This window comes from Acidiphilium sp. JA12-A1, assembly GCF_000724705.2.
Classification (GTDB): Bacteria; Pseudomonadota; Alphaproteobacteria; order Acetobacterales; family Acetobacteraceae; genus Acidiphilium; species Acidiphilium multivorum.
The window spans coordinates 1-26,430 of sequence record NZ_JFHO01000014.1; the positions used below are offsets into that span (position 1 = coordinate 1).

The 26,430-nt window shown below is 66.0% G+C and carries 26 protein-coding genes and 1 pseudogene; 12 read left to right on the forward strand and 15 right to left on the reverse strand.

The window, feature by feature from the left end; genetic code table 11:
• Positions 1–181 precede the first annotated feature (181 nt).
• Positions 182–2,404 carry a type II secretion system secretin GspD gene (gene gspD, locus RT91_RS02835; protein ID WP_055726001.1) on the forward strand — a complete coding sequence of 741 codons (2,223 nt, stop codon included), beginning with the start codon at positions 182–184 and terminating at the stop codon, positions 2,402–2,404.
• 2 nt (positions 2,405–2,406) lie between these two features.
• Entirely contained in the window at positions 2,407–3,204 is a 798-nt protein-coding gene (locus tag RT91_RS02840; protein WP_035185681.1) for a type II secretion system protein GspK, read from the forward strand.
• A 7-nt stretch (positions 3,205–3,211) separates the two neighbouring features.
• Here the strand turns inward: RT91_RS02840 and gspG are convergent, their stop codons facing one another.
• Positions 3,212–3,649, reverse strand: a complete 438-nt coding sequence (gene gspG / locus RT91_RS02845) for a type II secretion system major pseudopilin GspG (protein ID WP_035185683.1) — start codon at positions 3,647–3,649, stop codon at positions 3,212–3,214.
• Positions 3,650–3,729: 80 nt separating this feature from the next.
• On the opposite strand from gspG, the gene RT91_RS02850 reads away from it, so the two are divergent.
• The gene (locus tag RT91_RS02850; protein ID WP_007421351.1) at positions 3,730–4,128 is read left to right on the forward strand and encodes a lytic transglycosylase domain-containing protein; all 399 of its coding nucleotides are present in this window, start codon (positions 3,730–3,732) and stop codon (positions 4,126–4,128) included.
• A 108-nt stretch (positions 4,129–4,236) separates the two neighbouring features.
• On the forward strand, positions 4,237–6,276 hold the full coding sequence (locus tag RT91_RS02855) for a phospholipase C (protein ID WP_240314166.1): 2,040 nt from the start codon (positions 4,237–4,239) through the stop codon (positions 6,274–6,276).
• Positions 6,277–6,346: 70 nt separating this feature from the next.
• On the opposite strand, the gene RT91_RS02860 is transcribed toward RT91_RS02855, so the two are convergent.
• Positions 6,347–7,123, reverse strand: a complete 777-nt coding sequence (locus tag RT91_RS02860) for a hypothetical protein (protein ID WP_240314167.1) — start codon at positions 7,121–7,123, stop codon at positions 6,347–6,349.
• A 129-nt stretch (positions 7,124–7,252) separates the two neighbouring features.
• Positions 7,253–9,067 carry an ABC transporter ATP-binding protein gene (locus RT91_RS21295; protein ID WP_152982785.1) on the reverse strand — a complete coding sequence of 605 codons (1,815 nt, stop codon included), beginning with the start codon at positions 9,065–9,067 and terminating at the stop codon, positions 7,253–7,255.
• Positions 9,068–9,163: 96 nt separating this feature from the next.
• On the opposite strand from RT91_RS21295, the gene RT91_RS02865 reads away from it, so the two are divergent.
• Complete coding sequence (locus RT91_RS02865) at positions 9,164–10,339, forward strand: IS4 family transposase (protein WP_240314168.1); 1,176 nt, start codon at positions 9,164–9,166, stop codon at positions 10,337–10,339.
• Here the strand turns inward: RT91_RS02865 and RT91_RS21300 are convergent.
• From RT91_RS21300 to ruvX, 5 genes are all read right to left on the reverse strand, one after another.
• The gene (locus RT91_RS21300; RefSeq protein WP_152982786.1) at positions 10,225–10,965 is read right to left on the reverse strand and encodes a hypothetical protein; all 741 of its coding nucleotides are present in this window, start codon (positions 10,963–10,965) and stop codon (positions 10,225–10,227) included. The two genes, RT91_RS02865 and RT91_RS21300, sit on opposite strands and share 115 nt — an antisense overlap.
• 155 nt (positions 10,966–11,120) lie before the next feature.
• A complete protein-coding gene (locus tag RT91_RS02870; protein WP_035185709.1) occupies positions 11,121–11,678 on the reverse strand; it encodes a lysozyme in 558 nt (185 codons plus the stop codon).
• Positions 11,679–11,778: 100 nt separating this feature from the next.
• Positions 11,779–12,537 carry a glycosyltransferase gene (locus RT91_RS02875; RefSeq protein WP_035185685.1) on the reverse strand — a complete coding sequence of 253 codons (759 nt, stop codon included), beginning with the start codon at positions 12,535–12,537 and terminating at the stop codon, positions 11,779–11,781.
• 24 nt (positions 12,538–12,561) lie between these two features.
• Positions 12,562–12,891: a hypothetical protein gene (locus tag RT91_RS02880; protein ID WP_007424400.1), complete on the reverse strand. Its 330-nt coding sequence runs from the start codon at positions 12,889–12,891 to the stop codon at positions 12,562–12,564.
• A 24-nt stretch (positions 12,892–12,915) separates the two neighbouring features.
• The gene (gene ruvX / locus RT91_RS02885) at positions 12,916–13,392 is read right to left on the reverse strand and encodes a Holliday junction resolvase RuvX (protein WP_035185687.1); all 477 of its coding nucleotides are present in this window, start codon (positions 13,390–13,392) and stop codon (positions 12,916–12,918) included.
• Positions 13,393–13,438: 46 nt separating this feature from the next.
• Between ruvX and gatC the strand changes: the two genes are divergently transcribed.
• The 4 genes from gatC to RT91_RS02905 are packed head-to-tail and all read left to right on the forward strand — an operon-like array spanning position 13,439 to position 17,350.
• On the forward strand, positions 13,439–13,726 hold the full coding sequence (gene gatC / locus RT91_RS02890; RefSeq protein ID WP_007424402.1) for an Asp-tRNA(Asn)/Glu-tRNA(Gln) amidotransferase subunit GatC: 288 nt from the start codon (positions 13,439–13,441) through the stop codon (positions 13,724–13,726).
• Complete coding sequence (gene gatA, locus RT91_RS02895; RefSeq protein WP_013639763.1) at positions 13,723–15,204, forward strand: Asp-tRNA(Asn)/Glu-tRNA(Gln) amidotransferase subunit GatA; 1,482 nt, start codon at positions 13,723–13,725, stop codon at positions 15,202–15,204. The genes gatC and gatA overlap by 4 nt, the downstream gene beginning before the upstream one ends.
• Positions 15,201–16,664 (forward strand): Asp-tRNA(Asn)/Glu-tRNA(Gln) amidotransferase subunit GatB, encoded by a 1,464-nt coding sequence (gene gatB, locus RT91_RS02900; protein WP_035185690.1) that lies wholly within the window; start codon positions 15,201–15,203, stop codon positions 16,662–16,664. The genes gatA and gatB overlap by 4 nt, the downstream gene beginning before the upstream one ends.
• Positions 16,661–17,350 carry an SCO family protein gene (locus tag RT91_RS02905; protein WP_035185692.1) on the forward strand — a complete coding sequence of 230 codons (690 nt, stop codon included), beginning with the start codon at positions 16,661–16,663 and terminating at the stop codon, positions 17,348–17,350. The genes gatB and RT91_RS02905 overlap by 4 nt, the downstream gene beginning before the upstream one ends.
• Positions 17,351–17,408: 58 nt before the next feature.
• Here RT91_RS02905 and RT91_RS02910 read toward each other — a convergent pair whose 3' ends face one another.
• From RT91_RS02910 to RT91_RS02920, 3 genes are read right to left on the reverse strand one after another with little or no spacing between them, the layout of a single operon-like run.
• The gene (locus RT91_RS02910; RefSeq protein WP_035185694.1) at positions 17,409–17,777 is read right to left on the reverse strand and encodes a c-type cytochrome; all 369 of its coding nucleotides are present in this window, start codon (positions 17,775–17,777) and stop codon (positions 17,409–17,411) included.
• An 8-nt stretch (positions 17,778–17,785) separates the two neighbouring features.
• Positions 17,786–18,220, reverse strand: a complete 435-nt coding sequence (locus RT91_RS02915; RefSeq protein WP_035185695.1) for a copper chaperone PCu(A)C — start codon at positions 18,218–18,220, stop codon at positions 17,786–17,788.
• Positions 18,220–18,864, reverse strand: a complete 645-nt coding sequence (locus tag RT91_RS02920) for an SCO family protein (RefSeq protein ID WP_007424409.1) — start codon at positions 18,862–18,864, stop codon at positions 18,220–18,222. Before RT91_RS02920 ends, RT91_RS02915 begins: the two co-directional genes overlap by 1 nt.
• 120 nt (positions 18,865–18,984) lie before the next feature.
• On the opposite strand from RT91_RS02920, the gene RT91_RS02925 reads away from it, so the two are divergent.
• Genes RT91_RS02925 through RT91_RS02935 form a run of 3 tightly spaced genes read left to right on the forward strand, consistent with a single transcriptional unit; the run spans position 18,985 to position 22,652 of the window.
• Positions 18,985–20,502 carry a glycosyltransferase family 39 protein gene (locus tag RT91_RS02925; protein WP_035185697.1) on the forward strand — a complete coding sequence of 506 codons (1,518 nt, stop codon included), beginning with the start codon at positions 18,985–18,987 and terminating at the stop codon, positions 20,500–20,502.
• A 24-nt stretch (positions 20,503–20,526) separates the two neighbouring features.
• Entirely contained in the window at positions 20,527–21,276 is a 750-nt protein-coding gene (otsB, locus tag RT91_RS02930) for a trehalose-phosphatase (RefSeq protein ID WP_231844488.1), read from the forward strand.
• Positions 21,277–21,278: 2 nt separating this feature from the next.
• Positions 21,279–22,652 (forward strand): trehalose-6-phosphate synthase, encoded by a 1,374-nt coding sequence (locus RT91_RS02935; RefSeq protein ID WP_035185699.1) that lies wholly within the window; start codon positions 21,279–21,281, stop codon positions 22,650–22,652.
• On the opposite strand, the gene RT91_RS02940 is transcribed toward RT91_RS02935, so the two are convergent.
• The 4 genes and pseudogenes from RT91_RS02940 to RT91_RS02955 form a co-directional block, all read right to left on the reverse strand.
• Positions 22,605–23,279, reverse strand: a complete 675-nt coding sequence (locus tag RT91_RS02940) for an RluA family pseudouridine synthase (RefSeq protein WP_035185701.1) — start codon at positions 23,277–23,279, stop codon at positions 22,605–22,607. The genes RT91_RS02935 and RT91_RS02940 overlap by 48 nt on opposite strands.
• 37 nt (positions 23,280–23,316) lie before the next feature.
• The gene (locus tag RT91_RS02945) at positions 23,317–23,916 is read right to left on the reverse strand and encodes a GNAT family N-acetyltransferase (RefSeq protein WP_007423768.1); all 600 of its coding nucleotides are present in this window, start codon (positions 23,914–23,916) and stop codon (positions 23,317–23,319) included.
• A 9-nt stretch (positions 23,917–23,925) separates the two neighbouring features.
• The gene (gene rpoD / locus RT91_RS02950) at positions 23,926–25,842 is read right to left on the reverse strand and encodes an RNA polymerase sigma factor RpoD (protein ID WP_007423767.1); all 1,917 of its coding nucleotides are present in this window, start codon (positions 25,840–25,842) and stop codon (positions 23,926–23,928) included.
• Positions 25,843–25,884: 42 nt separating this feature from the next.
• A pseudogene (locus RT91_RS02955) lies at positions 25,885–26,430 on the reverse strand (DNA primase); the annotation flags it as partial.

A 26,430-nucleotide genomic window follows, 5' to 3' on the forward strand; every position in this document is an offset into this window, starting at 1 on the left:
CGCCTCGTGCCGCGCTTCGCCCACGAGACCGGCGCGGCACCGCCCGCCACCACGCCGAAGCCGGCCGCCGAAGCCGGCATCCTTGTCCATCCCGGCCCCCGATAAATCCCAGGAGATCGAGCGAAACCATGCGCGCCCGTGTCCATGCCGGCGTCCTCACGGCAGCCGCCCTGCTCGCCGGGTGCACCCGACGCCCGCTGCCGCCCAGCGCCACCCGCCTGCTCGCCCCCGCACCCGCCGCGACATCGGCCCCCCCACCGCCACCATTCCGGGCCGCGCCGACGCCGTGATCGCCACCCCACCCGTCACCGGCGCGATCACCGCGAGCCCCGGCCAAGCGCCGCCCGCAAGCGCCCCCGGTGCGCCGCTACCCGCCGGCAGCGGCGATGTCTCGCTCGACTTCGCCGATACCGACATCCGCGCCGTCGTCGCCCAGATCCTCGGCAACATGCTGCACGTCACCTACACGATCGACCCGGCGGTGCAGGGCAAGGCGACGCTGCGCACGGCGCACGACATCCCCGCCTCCGCCCTGATCCCGACGCTGCAAACCCTGCTCGCGCAGAACCACGCCGCCCTCATCCGCAGCAACGGGCTCTACCAGGTCGTCCCGGCCGACAAGGCGGCCGCCGCCCTCGCCACCGCGCCGGGGCTCGACGGATCAAGCGTCGTCACCCTCACCCATGTCAGCGCGGCGCATCTCGCCGCCGTGCTGCAACCCTATGTCGGCAAGGGCGGAAAGGTGATCGCCGAGCCGGACCGCAACGCCCTCATCGTCGAAGGCGATCCGCAGGTCCGCGCCACCCTGCTCGCGCTGATCCGCGCCTTCGACGTCGATGCCCTCGCCGGCCAGTCCTACGCGCTCTACCCCGCCACCGGCGCCAACGCGCGCGATTTCGCCACCGCCCTGACCCAGGCGCTGCACGCCGGCAAGGCGGACGGCGTGGTCAAGGTGGTCCCGCTGGTGCGCATCGGCGCCGTTCTGGTGATTGCCCCCTCCGGCGCCGCCATCCGCGCGGCGGACCGGGTCTACCGCACCCTCGCCCGGCAGGAAGCGGCGACGCACCGGGCCTGGCACGTCTATTACCTGCGCAACAGCCGCGCCGGGGACGTCGCCGAGGTGTTGCAGGAAGCCTTCACCCCCAACGACGTGACGGCCCAACCCTCGGCGTCGGACACCACGGGCAACACCGCCCCCGGCGTCTCGGCGCAGACGCTGATGGGATCGGGCGGGTTGGTGGGCAACGCGGCCGGCACCTCCGGCACCGGCACCACCGCCGGGCTCGGCGCCGCCCCCGGCACTAGCAGCGGCACCGCCTCCGGTCTCGGCGCAGGCCTCGCATCCCCCGCCGCCTCGCCCGCCGCATCACCCGCATCGTCCCACGCGGCGGCGAGCAATCCGCTGCTCGGTCCGCTCGGCGGCAGCGCCGGCGGCGGCGGCGATTCAAGCGGCCTCAGGATCATCGCCGATCCCCGCCAGAACGCGATCCTGGTGCGGGCGGACGCCTCGGAAAACGCCTCGGTCGAGGCGATGCTCCGCAAGCTCGACATCGAGCCGCTGGAAGTCGAGATCGACGCGACGATCGCCGAGGTCGATCTCAACGGCGCGCTGAAATACGGCACCCAGTTCTTCTTCAAGTCCGGCGGCATCAACGCGGTGCTCAGCACCGGTGCGACCGCCGCCCTGAACCAGAGCTTCCCCGGCTTCGTCCTCGCCGGCCATGGCAGCGACGGCGCGCCGCTCGCGATCTCCGCGCTGCAATCGGTCACCCAGGTGCAGGTGCTCTCCTCGCCGCAGCTCCTCGTGCAGAACGGCCGCACGGCGAACCTGCTGGTCGGCAATCTCGTGCCCTATCTCTCGCAGACCTCGCAGAGCACGCTGACCACCGGCGCGCCGGTCATCAACTCGGTGAACTACCAGGAAACCGGCGTGATCCTGCAGATCACCCCCCATATCTCCAGCGACGGGCTGGTGGCGCTCACGGTCTCGCAACAGGTGAGCAACGTCGCCCCCTCGGTCACCACCCAGGGGCTGAACTCGCCGACCTTCTCCGAGCGCGCCGTCTCCTCCAGCGTCGTCGTGCATGACGGGCAGACGATCGGTCTCGCCGGGCTGATCACCGACAATGTCCAGCGCGGCAATTCCGGCCTGCCCTTCCTCAAGGACGTGCCGCTGCTCGGCCCGCTCTTCGGCACGCAGGACAACAGCCGCGCGCGGCAGGAGCTGCTGGTGCTGATCACCCCGCACGTCGTCCACGACGCGACCGACGCGGCGGCGCTGACAAGCGACCTCGAACAGGCGCTGCCCAACGCCGCCAACGTGCCCGCCGAACTCAACGGCCTGCCGATGGACGGATCGGCCGATCCGCAAGCGGCGCTGCGCCGGCATCTCGGGCTGCACTGAGCATGGCGCGGCCCCGCCGGCACGACGACCGCGGCTTCGCGCTGCTGATCGTGCTGGCGGTGCTGGTGCTGTTCGGCTTCCTCGTCACCCGGCTGCTGGTCGCCGCCCGCCAGCAGATGGCGATCGCCGGCAACCTGCGCGACGCCGCGGTGGCGGCGGCGGCGGCCGACGGCGGTGTGTGGCTCGCCGTCGCCCGGCTCGATGCCGGCGGCGCCGCGCCGCGGGATGTGCGGATCGGCGCATCGCATGTCCGTCTTGCCACCAGCGGCGTCGCCGGCCGGATCAACCCCGACACCGCACCCGCCCCCCTGCTGGAAGCGCTGTTCCGCGTCGGCGGCATGGCGGCCGCACCGGCCCGCAGCCTCGCCGAAACCCTGGTCGAGGCGCGCGATCCCGCCCTCGCGCCCGCCCGCCTCGCCGCCCTCCTCGCCCGCTACCGCGCCGCCGGCAGCGCCGAAGGTCCGCCGCAGGCGCCGTTCCGCAGCCTCGCCGAGCTTGCCAGCCTGCCGGGGATGACGCCGGGCCTGCTCGCCCGGCTGCGCCCGCATCTCTCGCTCTACGCCCCCGCCTTGCCCGACCTCGCGACGGCGGATCCGGCGGTGCGCGCGGCGGTGGGGCTGGCGGGGCGGATCGACCTGCCGGGCGGGCATGTGAGCGGCCCGCCGGTGGTGCGGATCGAGGCGGTGGCCACCGGGCCGGGCCTCGCCCGTGCCGAGCGCTGTGCGACCATCCGCCTGACACCCGCGAATGTCGATGCGCCCTATATCGTGCTGGACTGGTCGGATGCGCGCTGTGGCTGAACCCGCCTCAGCGGTTGCAGATCATCCCCGGCGCACCCGGCGCCGCGGTCACGTCCTTCGGCCCTTTCGAGCACAAATCATAGGCAAGCCCCGGCCGCGCCGAGGGCGCCTGATAGATGAACCGATGCCCCCACGGGTCGCGCGGCAGCGTGGTCTGCTTCAGGTACGGACCGTGCCAGCCGCTCACCCCGGCCGGCTTGGCGATCAGCGCCTGCAACCCCTGATCGGTCGTCGGGTAGCTGCCGACATCGAGCTTGAACAGGTCGAGCACCGAGCCGATCCGCTCGATCGACTGTTCGGCGATGCTCGCCTTGGCCCGGCCGAGCTGACTGAGCAGGGCGGGGCCGACAAGCGCGATCAGAAGTCCGAGAATGACGATAACCACGAGAAGCTCGAGCAGCGTGTAGCCGCCCTCACCGTCAGCACGTTCTGCCTTTACGTTCATGAACGCGTGAGTATCCGAGAGGGTGGCGCAAGCGCCAGCGACGGCGGCGCGCACGATGACGATTTCACGGAGATATCACGATGACCTCGCTGTTGCGCTGCATGATTCTTGCAGCTTCGGTCTATCATCTTCCGCCTCGCGTCCTGCCGGTGATCGCGCGGATCGAGGGGGGACATGTCGGGCTCGTTCGCCCGGATTCCAATGGCACCGCGGATTATGGGCCGATGCAGGTGAACAGTGTCTGGCTCGATACGATCGCCCGCCGGGCACGGCTTGGCGCACGCGAAACGCGACGACGCCTGATCGACGATCCGTGTTTCAATATTGCCGCCGCCGCCTTCATCCTGCGCACTGACATCGACCGCGCGGGCAACCTTATGCAGGGCATCGGCGACTACCATTCGGCCACGCCGCGCTTGAACGCCGCCTATCGGGCGCGGGCAATAACGATGGCACAACGGATGTTCGGTCCGCGTTAATTTCACATTCTTGCAACGGAACTATCACGAAATCGGGAAATTTGATCTGTATATATCCGCGCGAGGTAAACATTTCGTGTGGAGCGAATTATGAAACGAGCTTTGGCAATGGCTTGTTCAGCACTTTGCGCGCTGAGCATGACCATCCAGCCGGCACTGGCCGAGCAAGACGGGCGCCTCGCCTTCAACCGTCCGGACGATGCCCACGCCTTCGTCGCCGGGCTGATGGACCGCGAGGCCTGGCACAATGGCGGCCGTGAGCAGGGCGAGCATGGCGAACATCGCCGCCACCGCTTCCACCTCACCCATGCGCAGCTCGTCCAGCTCGTCCGCAAGAAGATCAAGTATGTCTTCGTGCTGTATCAGGAGAACCGCTCGTTCGACTCCTATTTCGGTACCTTCCCCGGTGCTGACGGACTTTATTCGCAGCCGGCCGCGAAGACCCCCGGCTTCGTGCAAACGCTGGTCAACACCGATGGCACCGTCGGCACCATCTCGCCCTTCCGCATCGGGCCGAAGCAGTATGCGTGGGACACCGACGATATCGACCATTCGCACGCCCGCATCGCCGCCAAGATGGACGTCGTCGCCGGCAAGCCGCTGATGGACAAGTTCGCCGTCACCGAGGAGCTGAAATATTCGCCGACCGGCAATCCCTCGCTGAAGGCGAAGCAGTTCGGCGAGCTCGCGATGGCCTACGAGGATTGCGATACGGTGCCCTTCCTCTGGCGCTATGCCGACCGCTTCGTGCTGTTCGACCATGTCTTCCAGGACATCACCGGCCCGTCGACGCCGGGTAACCTGTCGATCTTCGCCGCCCAGACCGGCCTGACCCAGTGGGCCCTGCATCCGAACGAGGCGTTCAGCACGTTCGATCCGGCAACCGGGCCGACCGCGACCAACCCGCACGGCCTCAAGGTGACGGAGGCCGGTGCCGGCGAGCCGGTGATGGATGACAACGACCCGCTCTGGGGCTCGCCGCTCGACCCGAACAAGACGCCCAACGTGCCGGTCAATGCGGGGGATTTCGGCGGGTCCGCCTATACCTATGGCGTACAGCTCAACCAGACCTACGCCTCCATCGCGATCAACACGATGGGCCGCAATGCCACCGCGATCACCCGTCACGACAGCGATGCCGCCGGCGACCTTGCCGACATTCATGACGACATCTCCTACCTGACCCGGTCCGGCCACAAGCAGGTCAACTGGGGCTGGTATGAGGAAGGCTACGACCACGAGCCGACCGATCCCGCCAACCCGGTGGATGCCAACGGCACCCATGCCTCCTACATCACCCACCATAACGGCCCGCAATATTTCGGCTACGTCGCCAACAACCCGGATGAACGCGCCAACCTGCACGGGCTCGGCGACCTGTTCACGGCGCTCAAGGGCGGCACCCTGCCGGCCGCCGGCGGCGTGTTCTACGTCAAGGGCGGTTTCCAGAACATTTTCGGCCTGACGCCGGACAATCCGGTTGCCGCCGCGCGTGCCAACTTCCTCGGCGATGACGACCACCCGGCCTATTCTGACGCCCAGATCAGCGAGGCGATGGTGGCGAAGGCGGTGAACGCGATCGCGAAGAGCAAATACTGGAAGCATGCCGCGATCATCATCACCTGGGACGATTCCGAAGGCGATTACGACCATGTGCCGCCGCCGGTCATCGTCAACGGTCCGGACAAGCAGGTGTTCAAGTTCGGCCCGCGCGTGCCGCTGATCCTGATTTCGCCCTATGCACGGACGCATGAGGTGGATCATCAGGACGGCAGCCAGTCCTCGGTGGTGAAGTTCGTCGACGAGTTGTTCGGCCTGACGCCGCTCGCCTTGCTGCCGGACGAGCTGAAGGGCCGCGCCGATGGCGAGAAGGAATTCGGCGAGGCGAATATCGGCCCGGCCGATGCGCTGACCCCCTATGTCGGCGATCTGATGGGCGCCTTCGATCCGGCACGGCTGACCGGCCGGGCGGCACCGCTGCCGGCGAGCTATGCGATGATCCCGAACAAGGCGATCATGTCGCTGCCGCAGTATGGCGGCAATGGCTGCCAGGCGGATCACATCGTCCCGACCGATGTGGCCAAGGGTATTCGCACATCGGTGCCGTCCGACTTCAATCCGCTGCCGAGCACCAATCCCGGCGTCTAGAGCACGTTCCGATCCTTTCGGATCGGATGTCGTGCTCTATCCTGTTGATAAACAGAGCATCTTTATCCGATCAGATGACTCCATCTGATCGGATGATGCTCTGATCAACCGACGCCTTCGCGAGACATCCCGGCGCATGGCCATGCGCCGGGATGTTTTTTGTTCCCGGCCCCCCGGCCGCCGCGGCGCCGACCGGCCGGGCCAGCTTTTTGTTTTGAATCCGGAACGTTGATGGCGCGGCGGGGCGATGCGGCGTCAGGCGGGTTTTTCGCGGCGGGGCGGGTTGAAGCGGGTGGCGCCGGGGGCGCGGGGCCAGGCGGGGTTTGGCGCCGGCGCAGGATGGCGCGCCGGCGGTTCGGGGCGTGGGGGTAGCTTGGGGGACGGCGGCTTCGGGCGGTGGCGCGCGGCGGGGCCGGCGCGGGCGGCGGAGCGGTGCGGGCGGGCGGATGCCGAGCGTGTGACAGAGCGGGCGGAGGATGCGCCCGGCTTCGGGGGTGGCGGCGATGAGGGCGGCCATGTCCGGCGTGTCGAGCAGGGCGCGGAACTGGGCGGCGACGGAGGCGGTGCCGGGGATGAGGCGGGCGAGCCAGCCGAAGGCGCGCGGGAGGGTGTGCGGCGGGCCGGAGCGGCCTGCGGGCCGGGTGGCGCGCGCCCGGGGTTGGGTGGTGACGAGGCGGGCGAAGCGGGCGGCGAGGCGGCGGAGGCGCTGCCAGATGAGGATGATGAGCGGCCCGGCGATGCGGCGCTTTGCGCCCTCCCCCGCGATATGGGCGCAGAGCGCTTCGATGAAGGCGTCGAAGCGCGGGCGGAGCAAAAGACCGGGGGATGGGGGGGTTGGGGTGGTCACGGGATCAAAAATCCCATGAGGGGGTGGGGGTGGGCAAGGAGGTTTGTCAAAAAAATTAGCGTCAAGCGGAATATTAGATCATTCAATACGAAACGTCTTTAGTAGACCTACGTCAGTGGGATTTCAGCCTCAGTTCTCCTGCTTGCACCAGTTCGCTCGAAACTCCTTCCGGAAATCGCCCTGAGTATTATAAGCCTTGTGTTTTGGCATTTTTATAAATAATTCATCTTGCTTGAGGCAATACTCAGCGAATTCATGTCTAAGCATTTGCCAATCCCCATAGCTCATCTTTTTATTCATTATATTTCTGAGGCTCAATATCAGATCATACGAACGAACCGGCGTCGTTTGTGCCATTTGCTCGATATATACCGGATCACTCAGTGCCATTTCAAAATGCATACGGCCGGACAGTGTTACCCCAAGCCTCGAGGTAGGTAAAACTCTCTCAATATCAGGTTCATACGGCTCAACTAGCCGATATTTTACCAATTCCTCTACTGCCGCCAGAATTTGTTGTGTCGCAACACCCATTGCGTCAAAATAGTTCTCAATATCTTCAAATAACATATATGCACCCAATGTCGCAGGTGCTGAATTTGCCTTGTCAATCAGTAATCGCAATAAACTCATTCGTAAAAGTGGTGAGTTAATACTATCAATTTCAAGCCGGAATAAATCTACAACAAATTCATGCGCATCGTAGCGATACTTATTATAATTTCCCAGAAGAAGCGCCTGTGTAACCCGCATTTCTGGTAGCGTTATTGCATTTCTTTTGAAATATGCAGCGACGAGTTCCTCAACCTTCAATATTGGCGCAGTAATAATCTGCTGCGAAAGTTGAAGGCTTCGCCGCAAATCATAATTTGATAGCCATCCCACCCGACGTGATACAAAATCGGTACGAATGAATGCCTCTTCTACGCATGCTGCAAATGCCGGCATATTCTCCATTTTGATTCGTAGTCCACCTTTCGTAAAGTATTCCTGACTCTGATCTCTTCCTTCTTCAATTTTACGTTTTATATATAAGACACGCTTTTCAAGAACTTCACGGGTTGATGGAACTGGCAGATAAAACGTTTTTGCAGAATACGATTGCAAAGCACCAGTTTTTGAAAGACGCCAGATCGTCCGATCGGTAATCGGCACCACAACTACCGAGAGAACTGCGAGATATATTGAGTACGCATATTGAAATACGACATCTTGAAATGGAACTGGAAAATTGTCAGCGTTATCAAATATTATACAAGGTAGAATCCGCCTCTGCCTAACCGCTCTCTTTAGTACTGAAATTAGGTAATTAAAAGGTTTAGTTTGCCGTAAATTGAATATATGATCACCGAATTTAATTTTAAATTGACTTATATCCGTGTCATGAAGGTGTTTAAACTCTCCTGTTGACCATCTTTGGTATTGATCGAAAAATATGCCAACCAGTTCGTCATAGGTTGGATTTCCGCCATTATATAACTCTTCCTCTGCACGTTCTATGAGCTGATCTGTAAGCCATTCATGCACCCCATCTACACTACCCGACGAATATTCGAGGGGTACGCGTAGGATTAAGCATTGCTCTCTAGTTGTCCGATCTAAAACCAAACGAAAAAAGCGATCTAAATAGGTTGATTTTCCAGCACCTTTATTCCCAACAATTAGTATGATTTGTCCTTTTTTGATTTCAAATGACAATTGTATTTCTTTTTTTAGCAATTCATCAGCATCACTTCCAATTTCTTTAATATTGCTCACAATTTCTCTTGTAATTTTTTCAAGGCTACGATCCGCTTCATGACTTTCTGGAGTTTCTACAAAACAATGGCGTAGCATTTCACTATCGGTTTCGCCTGTAATTGTTCTAAAAAATTCTAAGAAAACTTGATCGATATCCCTCGATAAATCATTTTTTTTCATCAAGAAAATTTCTTTTTGGGGCACAACTCAGGACTCCCCTCATTTTCTAAAGGCTGAGATTTTGCGCCGATTCGCTGCGACTCTCTACCAAGAGTTGGAATGCATGGATGAGAGTGGATCATGGGAATTGCAGCATCGAAAAAGCGTGATGGTGGGCGGCTGAAGGATATCCGTGGGTTCATTGACGAGCTTTATGCCCATGATCTCCATGCCAAGCGCGTTGACTCCCTTTCCGCTGCGACGCTGGGCGTGATGACCGGTGCGTCGCTCGCCGTCGCGATGATCGGTCAGGCGTTGGCACAGGCGCGCGGGCTGGTGACCAAGCACGCGATCAAGCAGGTTGATCGCCTGCTCGGTAACGGGGGTATCGACGTCTGGGAAAGCTTCGCCCGTTGGGTGCCGCATCTGGTGGGTTCGCAGCCGGACATCGTCGTTGCCATGGACTGGACGGATTTCGACGGCGATGATCAGGCAACATTGGCGCTCAACCTGGTGAGCGGCCATGGCCGGGCGATGCCTTTGTTGTGGCTGTCGATGTGGAAAGATGAATTGAAAGATCAGCGCAACGCCATTGAGGATACCTGCCTGCGCCGCCTGTCGGAGGTTGTCCCGTCCGGGTGCCGGGTGACCATCCTGGCCGATCGCGGCTTCGGTGACCACAAGCTGTTCGCGTATCTTACAGAGCTTGGCTTTGCCTATGTCATTCGCTTCCGCGGCAACATCCATGTCACCGATGCCGCAGGCGAGACGCGAACCGCGGCCGAGTGGGTCGGTAAATCGGGCCGGGCGCGCAAACTGCGGGGCGCACGCGTCACCGCCTCGCACGCCTATCAGGTTGGTGCCGTGGTGTGCGTCCATGCGCGTGATATGAAGGAGCCATGGTGCCTGGCGAGCAGTGACGCCGTGGCGTCTGCAGGGACATTGATCAAGCAATATTCTCGACGCTGGACAATCGAACCCAGCTTCAGAGACGTCAAGGATTTGCGTTTTGGGATGGGAATGGCCGAGATCCGCATCGCCGAACCGGAGAGGCGTGATCGGCTGCTGCTGATCAGCGCGTTTGCGATGGCGCTGCTGACCATGCTCGGGACGGCAGGCGAGAGCCTGGGAATGGATCGACAGCTCAAGTCCAACACATCGAAGACCCGCTCACACTCGTTGTTCCGTCAGGGATGCATGCTCTATGAATTGATCCCGAACATGCCGAAGCATCGGCTATTGCCCCTGATGCGGCGGTTCACGGAAATGCTGCGCAGCAGTGGCATATTCGGCAATTTCATGCCGACTACGAAATGAGGGGATGGGTGAGGGGGCACAAGGCTAACAAGCTCTTCAGAACCAGTAAGCACACCACCCTCTTCACGATTTAGGTATATATTATATAGTTTACTTCTAACTCCCTCATACGAAAACAGATCATAAAACTCAGCAAACCTATCTTTTATTGAATCAAAATTAGGGAACGCTGCCGCCAATCCGTCACGATATACAATTCCATCTGTCCGTACTGCACGAAAACCAATCCAAGATAGTCCATTTGTTAGCGCCGCGTAGGGTATAGCATTTTCAAAGCAGTATCGTGCCGCCTGTTCAATTCCTTCTTTGGCAACTGACAAAGCTGGACCTCCAACTTTATAATAGCAAAATCCTGGAATTTTTGTAGAAAATAAATCATAATCTTTTCTTTTTGCTTCTATTACAAATACATGTCGCCCGCCACTAGACAATAGATAGTCAATATATCCACTAGACGTCTTAGGTTCGACAGAAATATCTTCTTGCTTCCACCCAAGAACTTCAATTAATATACGGTCAAGTACCTTAAATCGGGTCTCTGACTCGTTAACTATATTATCTTCATTAGATTTTATAAAATCTACAATTTTTAAAAATATTTCATATGCAACGTCAATTTTTTTCATGGCATTTACTTCATATTTTTAGTTTCGATTCGCTAGACGTAACATTTTGCTGGCCAGGTGCGTCGATTCAGCGAGATATTGATGTCACGTTTTCAACTTTAGCTTATCATAAAAAATAGATTTTTGAACCGTAAACTTTGCATTTTGCAACGTGTTTATTCGTACCCGCTCACCGCTGCCGCCTCCCCCACCGCCGTAACGGAGGAGAAAAATGCCGCCTCCGCCTCGCGTCGCCGCCGGAGGCCGGGGAGCGGGATTCCGTTGGCGAGGTCCCAGCGGGGGAACTGGGCGGCGGCGGCTTTGTAGTCGCCGTTGTTCAGGAGGCGGAGCAGGGTGGAGCGGAGGAAATTGCCGGCGCCGAGGTTGTAGACGAAGTCGATGAGGGCGGCCTGCTGGTTGGTGGTCAGGGGGACGGTGACGGCGTGGGTGACGGTCTGGCGGGCGCTCGCGAGGTCTCGCCGGGCGAGGGCTTCGGCGGTGGCGCGGGTGATGGGCGGGGTTGCCTGGGTGACGGGGACGCCGGTGTCGTCGCGTGTGGAGCCGTAGCCGATGGTCCAGGTGCCGGCGGCGTCGCGGTAGGGGGTGGGAGAAAAGCCTTCGAAGGGGATGATGAAGGTTTCGATCACGAGGGTGAGGATGTCGGGCGGGGATGCGGTTGTCGGGGACGGGCCGGTGATTGGCGCGGCGGTGTTCGGGGGGGTGGTGTCGGGCATTGTCTCGCTCTCCTGCGGCATCCGGCGAAGGTGCCATGATGGCGGGAGGGTGAGAAAGACTAACGTTCAATAACGTTGTTGTGACGGGCGCGGCGCGGGATCAGGGGTTGGGCTCGCCGAAAGCTTTGGCGAGGGTGGCGAGGAGGCTGCCGGGGGGGAACGGGGCGTCGGGGCTGATGCCGGCGCGGCGCCACATTTCGCCATAGGCGTGGAGGAAGGCGGTTTCGGGCTTCAGGCGGGGCGGGTTGGGGCGCAGCAGGGCGGTGGGGCTTCGCCAGTAGCCGATCGGGTTGGCGAAGCCGGGCGGCATGATGGCGTAGCCGTGGGCGGGGTGGAGGCGCGAAAGCGCGGTCAGCAGGTCGGGGCCGAGTTCGCCCCAGTCGATCGCGTCCTTGGGGAAGCGTTCGGCGAGGGCGAGCGCGAGGTCGACCAGGTCGCCCTTCGTGGGGGTGGGGTTGAAGATGACGTTGTTGTTGAGGGTGATTTTCCAGCCGCGCGGGCGGAGGCGGCGGTGGAACCATTCCCATTGGGTGACGAGGAATTTGTGCGCCGGGAGAGCGGAGGCGGGGCGGAGCGCGATGACGTCGGAATCGGTCCAGAGGCCGCCGTGGCGGGAGAGGACGAGGTAGCGGAACCAGTCGGTGAAGCTGGCGATTGAGCCGCGGCGGTTGGTGAAGAGGGCGGATTGGGGGAGGATTTCGGCGGCGTCGGCCCGGGTGGCGCCGGGCGGGAGGCTGGGCTGGGGGGTGTAGGTCCAGACCGTCAGCGCGTAGCCCTGGGCGAGGAAGCTGCGCATGGCGAGGCGTTCGAGGCGGCGGGGCGGGTCGCCGTGCCAGAACATGTGGGCGTGGATGGTCATTGCCAGAGGGTCATTGCCGGGGGGTTATCGCCAGAGGGTCATGACCAGGCCGCCGGCGCAGATGAGGGCGCCGCCGAGGAGGATGGCGGGGGATGGGCGGAGGCCGAAGCCGAGCCAGTTCACCAGCTGGGCGACGAGGAAGAAGAGGACGACGTAGATGCCGAGGACGCGGCCGAAATCCCACGGGCCGAGATTCACCACGAGGCCGTAGGCGGCGAGGACGAGGATGCCGGCGGCGAGGAAGGGGGCGCGGGCGAGGCCATGGTGGTGGAGGGCGGCGCGCATCAGGGCGTCGCCGCCGACTTCGAGGGTGGCGGCGGCGGCGAGGAGGGCGAGGATCGCGGCGGTGTTCACGGTGGGGGGATTATTGTTCGGGGGTCATTCTTCGGGGCGGGGTTCGTTCAGCAGGTCGAGCGCGCCCTGGAGCATGTAGGAGGCGGCGGCGGCGTCGACCCGTCCGGCGCGTTTGGCGCGGGTGACGTCCGCCTCGATGAGGGCGCGGTTGACGGCGGCGGAGGAGAGGCGTTCGTCCATCATCGCGACGGGCAGCCCGGTTTCGCGGGCGATGGCGTGCGCCCAGTCGCGCGCGGCCTGGGCGGCGGGGCCGATCGAGCCGTCCATCGAGAGGGGCAGGCCGATGACGATGGCGGCGGCGCCTTCCTTGCGGGCGATGTCGAGAATGGTGGCGGCGGCCTCGGCGAGCTTGCCGCGCTTCATCGCGCCATAGGGGGTGGCGAGGCGGCGGCCGACATCGGAGAGGGCGATGCCGATGATCTTCGATCCGGGGTCGAGGCCGATCAGCCTTGCGTTGCGCGGCAGGGTTGAGGCGAGGTCGGTCAGGTTGAACAGTGTCATGCGCGCGTTTATGGTCCAGCGCGCTCAGAAACCCAAGGGATCAGTCATGTCTCTCGATCACGCGACGGTGCGCCGCATCGCGAAACTCGCCCGTATCCGGCTGGATGAGGACGCGGTGCCGCGGCTCGCCGGCGAACTCAACGCGATTCTCGGCTATGTGGAACAATTGGCGGAAGTGGATGTGGAGGGGGTCGCGCCGCTTTCGGGCGGGGCGCAGATGGCGCTCAGAATGCGGGAGGACGAGGTGACGGACGGGCGGTATCCGGACCGCGTGCTGGCGAACGCGCCGGAGCGGATCGGCGATTTCTTCGCGGTGCCGAAGGTGGTGGAATGAGCCTGATGGATATGACGATCGCCGCGGCGCTGGACGCGCTGGCGGCGAAAAAGGTTTCGGCGGTGGAACTGGCCGAGGCGCATGTGGCGGCGGTCGAGGCGCTCAACCCGCGGCTGAACGCGTTCATCACGACGACGCCGGAGCTGGCGCTGGAGCAGGCGCGGGCGGCGGATGATGCGCGGGCGAAGGGCGAGGCCCCTGCCCTTGCGGGGATTCCGATCGCGATGAAGGACCTGTTCTGCACCGAGGGGGTGCGGACGACGGCGGGATCGAGGATCCTGGAGCCGTTCGTGCCGCCGTATGAGAGCACGGTGTCGGGCAAGCTGAAGGCGGCCGGGGCGGTGATGCTGGGCAAGGCCAATCTCGACGAGTTCGCGATGGGATCGTCAAACATCACGTCGGGCTACGGGCCGGTGGAGAATCCGTGGCAGCGGGCGGATGGCGCGAAGCTCGTGCCGGGCGGATCGTCCGGCGGGTCGGCGGCGGCGGTGGCGGCACGGATGGCGATGGGGGCGACGGGGACGGATACCGGCGGGTCGATCCGCCAGCCGGCGGCGTTCAGCGGGATCGCCGGGATCAAGCCGACCTATGGGCGGTGCTCGCGGTTCGGGATCATCGCGTTCGCCTCGTCGCTGGACCAGGCGGGGCCGATGGCGCGGACGGTGGAGGATTGCGCGATTCTGCTGCGCGAGATGAGCGGGTTCGATCCGAGGGATTCGACCTCGGCCGAGCGGGCGGTGCCGGATTTCCGGGCGGCGTGCGGGCGCGGGGTGAAGGGGCTCCGGATCGGGATTCCGGCGGAGTATCGCGTGGAGGGCATGCCGCGGGAGATCGAGAAGCTGTGGCAGGACGGGATCGACTGGCTGAAGCGCGAGGGGGCGGAGATCGTCGATGTTTCGCTGCCGCACACGAAATACGGGCTGCCGGTGTATTACATCGTCGCACCCGCCGAGGCGTCGTCCAACCTCGCGCGGTATGACGGGGTGCGGTTCGGCGCGCGGGTCGAGGGCAAGGACCTGATCGACCTGTATGAGCGCACGCGGGCGGCGGGGTTCGGCGAGGAGGTGAAGCGGCGGATCATGATCGGGACCTACGTGCTCTCGGCCGGGTATTACGACGCGTATTACCTCAAGGCGCAGAAGGTGCGGGCGCTGATCCTGCGGGATTTCCAGGAGGCGTTCGGGAAGGTGGACGCGCTGCTGACGCCGACCGCACCCTCGGCGGCGTTCGCGCTGGGCGAGAAGATGGACGATCCGGTGACGATGTATCTCAACGACGTGTTCACGGTGCCGGCCTCGCTCGCCGGCGTGCCGGGGATGAGCGTGCCGGCGGGGCTGGATGCGGCCGGGCTGCCGCTCGGCTTGCAGGTGATCGGGCGGCATTTCGACGAGGAGACGGTGTTCGCCGTCTCGTCCGTGCTGGAGCGGGCGGCGGGGTTCGCGCACCGGCCGGGCGTGATGGCGGGAGGCGCGGCATGAGCTACGTGATCGAGGGGACGACCGGCGCGTGGGAGCTGGTGATCGGGCTTGAGGTCCATGCCCAGGTGATCTCGCGCTCGAAGCTGTTCAGCGGGGCGGCGACGGCCTTCGGCGCCGAACCGAACAGCCAGGTGAGCTTCGTCGATGCCGGGTTTCCGGGGATGCTGCCGGTGATCAACCGCGAGTGCGTTGCGCAGGCGGTGCGCACCGGGCTGGGGCTTGCCGCGCATATCAACCTCGTCTCGCGGTTCGACCGGAAGAACTATTTCTACGCCGACCTGCCGCAGGGCTATCAGATCAGCCAGTACGAGCATCCGATCGTCGGCGCCGGGGCGATCGAGATCGAGCTGGAATCGGGCGAGACGCGGACGATCGGGATCACGCGGCTGCATCTGGAGCAGGATGCCGGCAAGTCGATGCATGACCAGCATCCGAGCAAGTCGCTGATCGACCTCAACCGCTCGGGTGTCGCGCTGATGGAGATCGTCAGCGAGCCGGACATGCGCTCGCCGGAAGAGGCCGGCGCCTATCTGCGCAAGCTGCGCACCATCCTGCGCTATCTCGGCACCTGCGATGGCAACATGGACGAGGGCTCGATGCGGGCGGACGTCAACGTGTCGGTGCGCAAGCATGGCGAGCCGTTCCGCACCCGCTGCGAGATCAAGAACGTCAACTCGATCCGCTTCGTGATGCAGGCGATCGAGGCGGAGGCGAAGCGGCAGATCGAGATCTGGGAAGCGGGCGGGACGGTGGATCAGGAGACGCGGCTGTTCGAGCCGGCGCGCGGCGTGACCCGCTCGATGCGGAGCAAGGAGGACGCGCACGACTACCGCTATTTCCCCGAGCCGGACCTGCTGCCGCTGGTGCTGGAGGAGGAGTGGGTGGAGTCGCTGAAGGCGACGCTGCCGGAGCTGCCGGATGCGAAGCGGGCGCGGCTGATGCGCGACTTTGGCCTGTCGCGCTACGAGGCGTCGATCTTCGTGATGGAGCAGGTGACGGCGGATTTCTTCGAGACCGTCGCCGCCGGGCGCGATGCGAAGCTGGTGGCGAACTGGATGCTCGGCGATTTCTTCGCCCATCTCAACCGCACCGGGACGAGCATCGAGACCTCGCCGGTGAACGCGGCCCGGCTCGGCGAGCTGCTCGACCTGATCACCGACAAGACGATCAACGGCAAGATCGCCAAGGAGGTGCTGGAGCTGATGTTCGACACCGGCGATGCGGCGGGCGCGATCGTCGAGGCGCGCGGGCTGAAGCAGGTGACGGATACCGGCGCGATCGACGAGGCGATCGACAAGGTGATTGTCGCCAACGCCGACAAGCTCGCCGAATACAAGGCGGGGAAGGACAAGCTGTTCGGCTTCTTCGTCGGCCAGGTGATGAAGGCGATGCAGGGCAAGGGCAACCCGGCGCTGGTGAACGAGGCGCTGAAGCGGAAGATCGGCGAGCCGGGCGCATGATCCGCGCCCTCGCCGCCCTGCTGCTCGCTGCCGGCCTCGCCCTGAGCCCGGCCTTCGCCGCGAATACCTTTGCCGCGAATTCCGGGCCGGAGACGCTGAGCGGCGTGCCGCTCGGCAAGGGCGGGGTGGTGGAGGTGAGCGGGCTGGTGCCGCCGCTCGACTTCACCATGACCGAGGCGGAGACGGGAAAGACCGTCACCGCCCGGGATTTCCGCGGCCGGACGGTGCTGCTCTATTTCGGCTATACCAACTGCCCGGATGTCTGCCCCGACACGCTCTACAAGCTGCACATGCTGTTCCGCGCGCTTGGCCCGGCGGCGAAGAAGGTGGTGTTCCTGTTCGTCACCATCGATCCGAAGCGGGACACGGACGCGGTGCTGGCGAAATATGTGGCGCTGTTCGACAGCCACTTCCTCGGCCTGCGGGGCACGCCGGACCAGATCTACCGGCTGACGCGGCGCTATCGGGTGGTGGCCTCGGTGCACCCCTCGCCCGATCCGCAGAAATACCAGGTGGTGCATTCGGCGCTGGTCTACGTGTTCGACCCGAAGGGACGGGCGCGGTTCATCATTCCCGATCTCGGGCTGACGCGGCACCCGGACTACAAGGCGCTGGCCGCCGATATCGAGGCGGTGAGCCGGAGCAAGCCCGGCAGTCTGGCCGGCTGGCTGGCGCGGCTCGGCTGACGCGCCGGCCCGGTCCGCAGGGATCGGGACGCACGCTCTTCCGACGCGGGCGGGCCGGTCAGTCCGCTTCCGGCAGGGAGGCGAGATACGCGGCGATGTCGGCGCGGTCGGCCCCGGTGAGCGCGTGGGCGATGTTGCGCATCACGTAGTTTTTCCCCTGTTTCCCGGCGGCGATGGCGGCCAGGGCGGCGAGCGTGGTGGCTTGCGGCAGGCCGGCGAGGCGCGGGGCGCCGATGGCCGGGTTGCCGGCGAGATCGGTGCCGTGACAGACCATGCAGGGCAGCACCCCGTTCGCCGTGCCGTGGGCGACGATGTCTTTGCCCCGCGCCGCGTTGCCCGCTGCTGTGCCTTGGGGCGGGAGGGCGGCGGGAGCGAGAGTTGGCAGCAGCAGCAGGGCGGCGAGCAGCGCCGGGCGGAGATGCGACACGGGGGGTCTTACTGGCCCGTGGGACGCCCGTCGGCGCCGTAGACGGTGAAGGGCACGGTCAGGTCCGGCGCGTTGCGGAAGCGGAGCGTGACGTTCGCCGTCGTCCCCACCGTCATGTGCGGCTTCATGCACATGATGTGGTAGTCGCCGGGGGCGAAGCGGAACGTGCCGTGGGCGGGGATGGTGATGGAGTTTACGTCGATCATCATGTCCATCCCGCTGCGGTTGAGGCTGCGGTGCAGCATCGCGCTGCCGCAGGCGGGGGAGCTGGCGCCGGTCAGCACCGCCGCCGTGTCGCCCGCGTTGGTGAGGGTGACGAAGCCGCCGGCCGGGATCTGCGGCAGCAGGTAGCGGAACCAGCCGCCCTGCGCCGTGACGGCGGGGGCGGCGGAAGCGGCCGCGGGAAGCAGGAGGCACGCGAGGGCGGCGAGGACGCGGCGCATCAGGATCTGTCCATGGTCTTGCGGATGAGGGCGGCGACCGCCGGCAGGTCGGGCCGCGAGGTGGGGAAGCTGGCGAGCAGGGCGACGGCGCGGCCGTCCGGCCCGAAGAGATAGGTGGCGCTGCTGTGGCGGATGGCGGATTCGGGATCGGGCGAATCGGGGCCGGTGGGGGCGCGGTAATAGACGCCGAAGCGCTTTGCCGCCGCCTTGAGTTCCGCCGGAGTGCCGCGCAGGCCGGTGAAGACCGGCGGCTTGCCGAATTTCGCGACGTACGCCTTCAGGCGGGCTTGCGTGTCGTAGGCGAGGTCGATGGTGACGAAGGCGACCCGCAGGTCCGGGCCGTCCTTGCCCAGCAGGGTGACGAGCTTCGCCGCGTTCTGCATGGTCAGCGGGCAGGTATCCGGGCAGCGGGTGAAGCCGAAATAGAGGATCACCGGATGGCCGCGAAAGGCCGCTTCGGTGACGGGGCGGCCGGTTTCGACATCCTCCATGCGGAAGGCGAGCGGCGGGAGATGGCCTTCGAGCGGGACGATGGCCGGGCCGGCGGGGGCGCTGTCGGCCCAGGCGGAGCGCAGGGCGAGGCCGCCGAGTGCGAGGCCGGAGAGGCCGAGCATGGTGCGGCGGTCGAGGGCTTGTCGTGACATCGTGAACCTCCGTGTGGCGCCGGTGTTAGGGCGGGATTCGGCACCCGGCAAGTCAGGCTCGCGTGAGACCGGGGCGGCGGCGCTTGACCGGCCGGCACGCCTCGCCCATGCGGTGCGGTCATGAAGCAGATGAAACCGGGCAGCGCGGCGCTGCTCGTCATTCTCGCCGCGACGCTGGCGCGGCTCGTCCTCGCCGCCGGCATGGGGCTCGGGATCGACGAGAGCTACATGGTCGCCGCCGCGCACACGTTCCAGCTTTCGTATTTCGACCATCCGCCGATCTCGTGGTGGATGGAACTCGGCATCCAGCGGCTGACCGGGCTGCACTCGCCGTTCATCGTGCGGCTGCCGTTCATCGCGATGTTCGCGGCGACGGGCGGGCTGATGTACGGGCTGACGCGGCGGCTGTTCTCGCCGGCGGCGGGGTTGTGGGCGGTGATCGGGCTGAACATCTCGCCGGTGTTCTCGCTCGCCTTCGGCACCTGGGTGCTGCCGGACGGGCCGCTCGACTTCTTCCTCGTCGGCGCCGCCTGGGCGCTGGCGCGGGCGCTGGGAATCGCGCGGCCGGAGATGGAGGCCACGCCGGATGCGGATTTCTGGCCGCTGGCGGGCATCCTGATCGGCCTCGCGATGACCTCGAAATATAACGCCGTGCTGGTGATGGCGGGGGCGCTGCTGTTCATGCTGGTGGATGCGCGGGCGCGGCGGGCGCTGGCGACGCCGGGGCCGTGGGTGGCCTGCGTGCTGGCGGCGGTGGTGTTCTCGCCGGTGGTGATCTGGAACGCGCTGAACGGCTGGGCGTCGTTCGGCTATCAGGGCGACCGGGCGACCGGGTTCGGGCTGCATCCGCTGCGGCCCTTCGCGATCTGGGGCGGCGAGGCGCTGTTCGTGGCCCCCTGGATCTTCGTGCCGATGGTGGCGCTGATGATCGGCGGGCTGCGGGGGAGCGACCGGCGGGCGCGGCTGCTGGCCTGGCTGGGCGTGGTGCCGGTGGTGCTGTTCTCGGTGATCGGGCTGTGGTCGTCGCGCAAGATTTTGTTCCACTGGGCGGCGCCGGGCTACCTGATGCTGTTCCCGCTGCTCGGCGACTGGGTAGTGCGGCAGGCGGGGACGATGCGGCTGTGGATCGGCCGGGCGGCGAAGGGAACGGCGGCGCTGCTGGTGGCGGCGGCGCTGTTCATCGCCCTGCAGGTGCGGTTCGGCATCGTGCCGGGGTTCGATTCGATGTTTCCGCCCGGCAAGTCCCCCACGTTGCAGGCGATCGACTGGACCAGCTTCCGCACGGCGCTGAAGGCGCGCGGGCAGTTCGACCAGCCGGGGCTGGCGCTCGCCGCGCTGCGCTGGTTCGATGCCGGGAAGATCGCCTATGCGGTGGGGCCGAGCATGCGGATGACGGTGTTCGAGGGCGATCCGCACGAGTTCGGCGTGGTCACGCCGCCGCAATCGCTGATCGGCGAAAATATCCTGATCGCGGCGATGCCGGGATCGGTCGCGGCGATCGAGACGCGGTATGCGCCGCGGTTCCGCTCGATCACCGTGGAGCCGCCGATCGACATCGTCCATGACGGCCATGTGCTGCTGCGGATTCCGATGCTGCTGGGGCATCACCTGATGTCGTGGCCGGGGGCGCGGCGGTAGGCTTCCGCCGCCGGAGCGGCTTCCTTGGTTGATCGGGGCATCAGCCATGCCCATTTCTCCCGGATGGGACCGAAGCTGACGCGCGATCACGCGCTGTTCCTCGATCTGGACGGCACGTTGCTGGAGTTTGCCCCGACGGCGGAAGAGGTGGCGGTGCCCGCCGGGCTGGGGGCGATGCTGCGCGGGCTCGCGGCGCAGCGCGACGGGGCGCTGGCGATACTCTCGGGGCGGTCGCTCGCGCAGATCGACGCGGTGACCGCGGCCCCCTTCCCCGCCGGCGCCGAGCACGGGTTCGTGCTGCGCGACGCGGCGGGGCGAATCCATCATCCGGTGCGGCAGACGGCCAACCGCGCGGCCTGGCGGGCGGCGCTGGAGGCGGCGGCGGCGGCGCATCCGGGCGTGCGGATCGAGGCGAAATCGGCCTCGCTGGTCGCGCATTACCGGGCGTCACCCGAGGCGGGGCCGGCGCTGGGCGCGATGATCGGCGCGATGATCGCGGAGGCGCCGGAGGTCGAGCGGCTGGCGGCGAACATGGCCTGGGAGATCCGCCCGCGCGGCGCGGGCAAGGGGCGCGCGCTGGAATGGTTCATGGCGCGGCCGCCTTTCGCCGGGCGCGTGCCGGTCTTCGTCGGCGACGATGTGACCGACGAGGAGGCGATCGCGGCGGCGGCGGCGCTGGGCGGGCACGGGCTGCACGTTCACCGCGATTTCGACGGCACGCCGGCCGCGGTGCTGGCCTGGCTGGGCAGCGCGCTGGCGCCGGGGAGGGTGTGAGGATGGGGCGGCTCGTCGTCGTTTCGAACCGGGTGTCGCTGCCGACCGACAAGGGCGCGAAGGCCGGCGGGCTGGCCGTGGCGCTGGAGGACGCGATGATCCCCGGCTCGCTCTGGTTCGGCTGGTCGGGCCGGCGGGGCGGTGCGAATTCGGACCGGGCGAGCGTGAGCGAACATCAGGGCATCACCTATGCGACGGTGGATCTCGGCGAGACGGATTATCGCCGCTTCTATGTCGGCTTCTCGAACGGCGCGCTGTGGCCGCTGCTGCATTACCGGACCGGGCTGATCGATTATCGGCGGGACGATTACGAGGGGTATGTCGCGGTGAACGACCTGTTCGCCGCCCGGCTGGCGCCGCTGCTGCAGCCCGATGACGTGATCTGGATCCATGACTACCAGCTCCTGACCCTGGCGGAGGCGCTGCGCCGGCTGGGGGTGAAGAACCGGATCGGGCTGTTCCTGCATATCCCGTTCGTGCCGCCGGCGGTGCTGCACGTGCTGCCGGAGGCGGAGCATCTGGTGCGGGCGATGGCGGCGGCCGATCTGGTCGGCTTCCAGACGCATGGCGACCGGTTGAATTTCCTGGAATCGGCGGCGTCCTGCATGGAGATGCAGCGCGTGGGCGAGGACGGCTTCGTCCATAACGGGCACCGCACCATGACGACGGTGACGCCGGTGGGCATCGATGTCGAGGGGTTCGCCCGGGCGGCGCGGCGGGCGGCGGGCATGACCGAGACGCGGCGGCTGATCTCCAGCCTGGTGGGGCGCGCGCTGGCGATCGGGGTGGACCGGCTGGACTATACCAAGGGGCTGCCCCTTCGCTTCGCCGCCTTCGGCCGGCTGTTCCTGCGCCACCCCGAGCATCTGCGCCGGATCAGCCTGTTGCAGATCGCCGCGCGCTCGCGCGAGGATGTCGACCGGTACCAGTCGCTGCGGCGGGAGCTGGACCGGCAGGCGGGCGAGATCAACGGCGCCTATTCGGATTTCGACTGGACGCCCGTGCGCTACATGACGCGGGCGGTGAACCGCACCACGATCGCCGGGTTCTACCGGATCGCCAGCATCGGGCTGGTCACGCCGCTGCGCGACGGCATGAACCTGGTGGCGAAGGAATACATCGCCGCGCAGGACCCGGCGGACCCCGGCGTGCTGGTGCTCTCGCGCTTCGCCGGGGCGGCGGAGGACCTGACCGAGGCGCTGATCGTCAACCCGTATGACGCCGACCAGGTGGCGGATGCGATGCACACGGCGCTGCTGATGCCGCCGGAGGAGCGCGTCGCGCGGCATGCGGCGCTGCTGGCCAAGATCCGCGAGCGGACCGCCGCCTCATTCTGCCGGGCGTTCCTCGACCAGTTGCGCCAGGTCGAGCGCTGAGGCCGCCGCCGCCGCCCGGAAATGCGCCGGCAGGGCGGCGGTGACGGCGACCGGCGGGGCGAGCGGCAGGGCGAGCGCGCGGGCGAGCAGGCACATGCCGCCGGCTTCGGCGCCGTAGAGCGGGTCGCCAACGATGGGGAAGCCGGATTCTGCGCAATGGACGCGCAGCTGATGGGTGCGGCCGGTGCGCGGGCGCAGCTCGAGCAGCGCCCTGCCCTGCCCCGCCGCGAGGCACCGCCAGTCGGTGATGGCGGGATCGCCGCGCGGATCGGGCGCGACGCGCCAGCCGCCGGGAACGGTGCGGCGGGCCAGCGCCAGCTCGATCGTGCCGTGCGCCGCCGCCGGCACGCCCTCGACGATCGCCCAGTAGGTCTTGCCGACCCGGCGCTGCGCGAAGGCGCGCTGCAGGGCGACCAGCGTGGTCTTGCGCCGGGCGATGGCGAGGCAGCCGGCGGTATCGGCATCGAGCCGGTGGACCAGCCAGGGACCGTCGGCGCCGCGCCGCCAGCGGGGAAACCAGTCCTCCACGCTCGGCCCGCCGCCGCGGCCGCGATGGCTGGGCAGGCCGGCCGGCTTGTCGATCACCACGAGATGGGTCGAGTGGTACAGGATGACCGGGTCGATCATGCCGTTCCCGGGCGCGGCACGGCCGGGGGGCACGGAATCAGGCCGGGCGCTGGGCGGGGCGGAGATGGTCCGGCACCTCGAAGCCGAGCCGGCGGGGAATGTCCCACATCTCGTCGATGCGGCGGACGATGCGGAAGCCGGCGCGCAGATAGTTGGGCAGGGCGCGCGGATGGTCCGCCGTGCAGGTGTTGACCGTCATGCCGCGGACCGGGCCGGCGAAGACCTGCTCGATCGCCGCCCCCAGCAGGGCGAAGCCGAGGCCGCGGCCGATCGCCCCCGGCAGCAGGCCGAAATAGCTGAGATTGACGTCCGGCCAGGGGGTCGCGTCGAGCTCGAAGAAACCGGCAACCGCGCCATCGACGCGGAGCACGTGGATGGCGACCGCCGGATCGGCCAGGTGGCGGGCGAGCATGGCATCCGGCATGATCCGCCGCAGCCACCACAGCCAGGGCTGGCCGACACGGTCGTAGAGGTCGCGATAGGTCGCGACATCCATGTGCGGCACATACTCGATCGCCGCGCCGGGCGGCAGGGCCGGCCAGGTCCGCGGCGGGTGACGGTCCATGCGCAGGAACGTCACCGTGACCTGAACGCGGTCGAACGGCTCGCCGGGACGGACACGGGCGTATTCGAGCATGGCGGCGCCTCAGTCCTCGAGGAAGCTCCTGAGCTTGCGGCTGCGCGAGGGGTGCTTGAGCTTGCGCAGGGCCTTCGCCTCGATCTGGCGGATGCGCTCGCGGGTGACGTTGAACTGCTGGCCGACCTCTTCCAGCGTGTGGTCGGTGTTCATGCCGATGCCGAAGCGCATGCGCAGCACGCGCTCCTCGCGCGGGGTGAGCGAGGAGAGGACGCGCGTCGCGGCCTCGCGCAGGTTGGCATGAACCGCGGCATCGAGCGGGATGATCGCGTTCTTGTCCTCGATGAAGTCGCCGAGATGGCTGTCTTCCTCGTCGCCGATCGGGGTTTCGAGGGAGATCGGCTCCTTGGCGATCTTGAGCACCTTGCGCACCTTCTCGAGCGGCATGCCGAGCTTCTCGGCCAGCTCCTCGGGCGTGGGCTCGCGGCCGATCTCGTGCAGCATCTGCCGCGAGGTGCGGACCAGCTTGTTGATCGTCTCGATCATGTGGACCGGGATGCGGATGGTGCGCGCCTGGTCGGCGATCGAGCGGGTGATCGCCTGGCGGATCCACCAGGTGGCGTAGGTCGAGAACTTGTAGCCGCGGCGGTATTCGAATTTGTCCACCGCCTTCATCAGGCCGATATTGCCTTCCTGGATCAGGTCGAGGAATTGCAGGCCGCGATTGGTGTATTTCTTGGCGATGGAGATGACGAGGCGGAGATTGGCCTCGATCATTTCCTTCTTGGCGCGGGTGGAGTCGCGCTCGCCGCGCGAGACGGTGGAATAGACGCGGCGGAATTCCTCGATCGGCAGCTGCGCCTCGGCGGCGATGCGGCCGATCTGGGCGCGCAGCTCGGTGACCTGGGTGCCGTAGCGCTCGACGAAGACCTTCCAGCCCTTGCCGGGGCGTTTCGCCACGTCGTCGAGCCAGGTGGGGTCCATCTCGCGGCCGCGATAGGCGTCGAGAAAGTCGTCGCGGGTGATCTTGCAGCCCTCGGCGAGGCGCAGCATCTGGCCTTCCAGCCCGTTCAGGCGCTGGTTCAGCTCCTTGAGCTGGATGACCAGCTCCTCGATGCGGTTGTTGTGCAGGCTGACCTGCTCGACCTTGGCCACCAGCTCGTCGCGCAGCTTCTCGTAGGTCTTCTCCGAGCGGGAGGCCATTTCCTCGCCGGCGTTCAGCGCCTCCAGCCGCTTGTGCTGGAGCTTCATGAACTTCTCGTAGAGCTTCTCGACCTCGGTGAAGGTCTCGAACACCTCGGGCTTGAGCTTCTCCTCGACGGCGGAGAGCGAGAGGCCGCTCGATTCGCCCTCCTCGTCCTCCTCGGGTTCCTCGGGGACCGCGGCGGAGGGGTTGAAGCCGCCATCGCCGCCGCCCTGGGTGGCCTCGAGGTCGATCACGTCGCGCAGCAGCATCTTCCCGTCCTTGAGGGATTCGTGCCACGAGATGATCGCGCGGAAGGTCAGCGGGCTTTCGCAGAGCCCGCCGATCATCATGTCGCGCCCGGCCTCGATGCGCTTGGCGATGGCGATCTCGCCCTCGCGCGAGAGCAGCTCGACCGTGCCCATCTCGCGCAGGTACATGCGGACGGGATCGTCGGTGCGGCTGCCGCTCGATTCGCTGATATTGCCGGAGGCGGCCTCCTCGTCCTCGGCGGCCTCCTCGTCCTTCTCGGCGCGGCCGGCGGTTTCCGCCTCCTCGCCTTCCTCGCCCTCGACCACCTGGATGCCCATTTCGCTGAGCATCGACATCACGTCCTCGATCTGCTCGGAGCTGTTCTGCTCGGAGGGCAGGACGGCGTTCAGCTCGTCGAAGGTGATGTAGCCCCGCTCCTTGCCGCGGGCGATCAGGCGCTTGACCGAGGCCGACTGGATGTCGAGCGTCGCGGTGTCCGCCTCGGCCTCGGGCGCGGCGGTCTCGGCGGGAGCAGCTTGTTTGGTCGCCATCAGTGTATCAATCTCCAGGGCAGCGACGCGGGGGGCGCGCGCTCAAGTTGGTGCTTCGAGGTCCGCTTCGCCCCGCTCGGCGCGATAGCGCGCTTCGACGAGGGCCCGCAGACGGTTGTTGTTTTCGGGCGTGGGGTCCTGCTCGAACCTGATCCGCTGTTCCTCGCATTGTTGCCGCAGCCAGTCCAGATTCATCAGCCCGTAGATGCCATACCAGAGCGACTCCAGGGCTTCGCCTGCCGTCTCCTTGCCGCGGCCCCGCCGCGGCAGGACGGACAGGGCGAGTTCCGCCGCCTCACGCAAACCTGACTGAGCGAGATGGTTGAGGAGGAGCGCCGAGTCAAGGGCTTCGGCGGTGGCGAGCCAGACGCTCATCGCCGCGCGCAGGCGGGCGCAGTCATCCGGCAGGGCGAGCAGGCCGAAGGCCTCCTCCAGCGCCGGCAGCAGGTCGGGATGGGCGATCAGGAGTCCGGTCAGCATCCGGGCGCGGCGCAGCCGGGCGACCGAGGGGTCGATGGACGGGCGCGGCAGGCCGAGCGGGCGGGGCGGCGCGCCGGCGGGGGCGCGGCCCGAGGCGCGGTCTGGAGC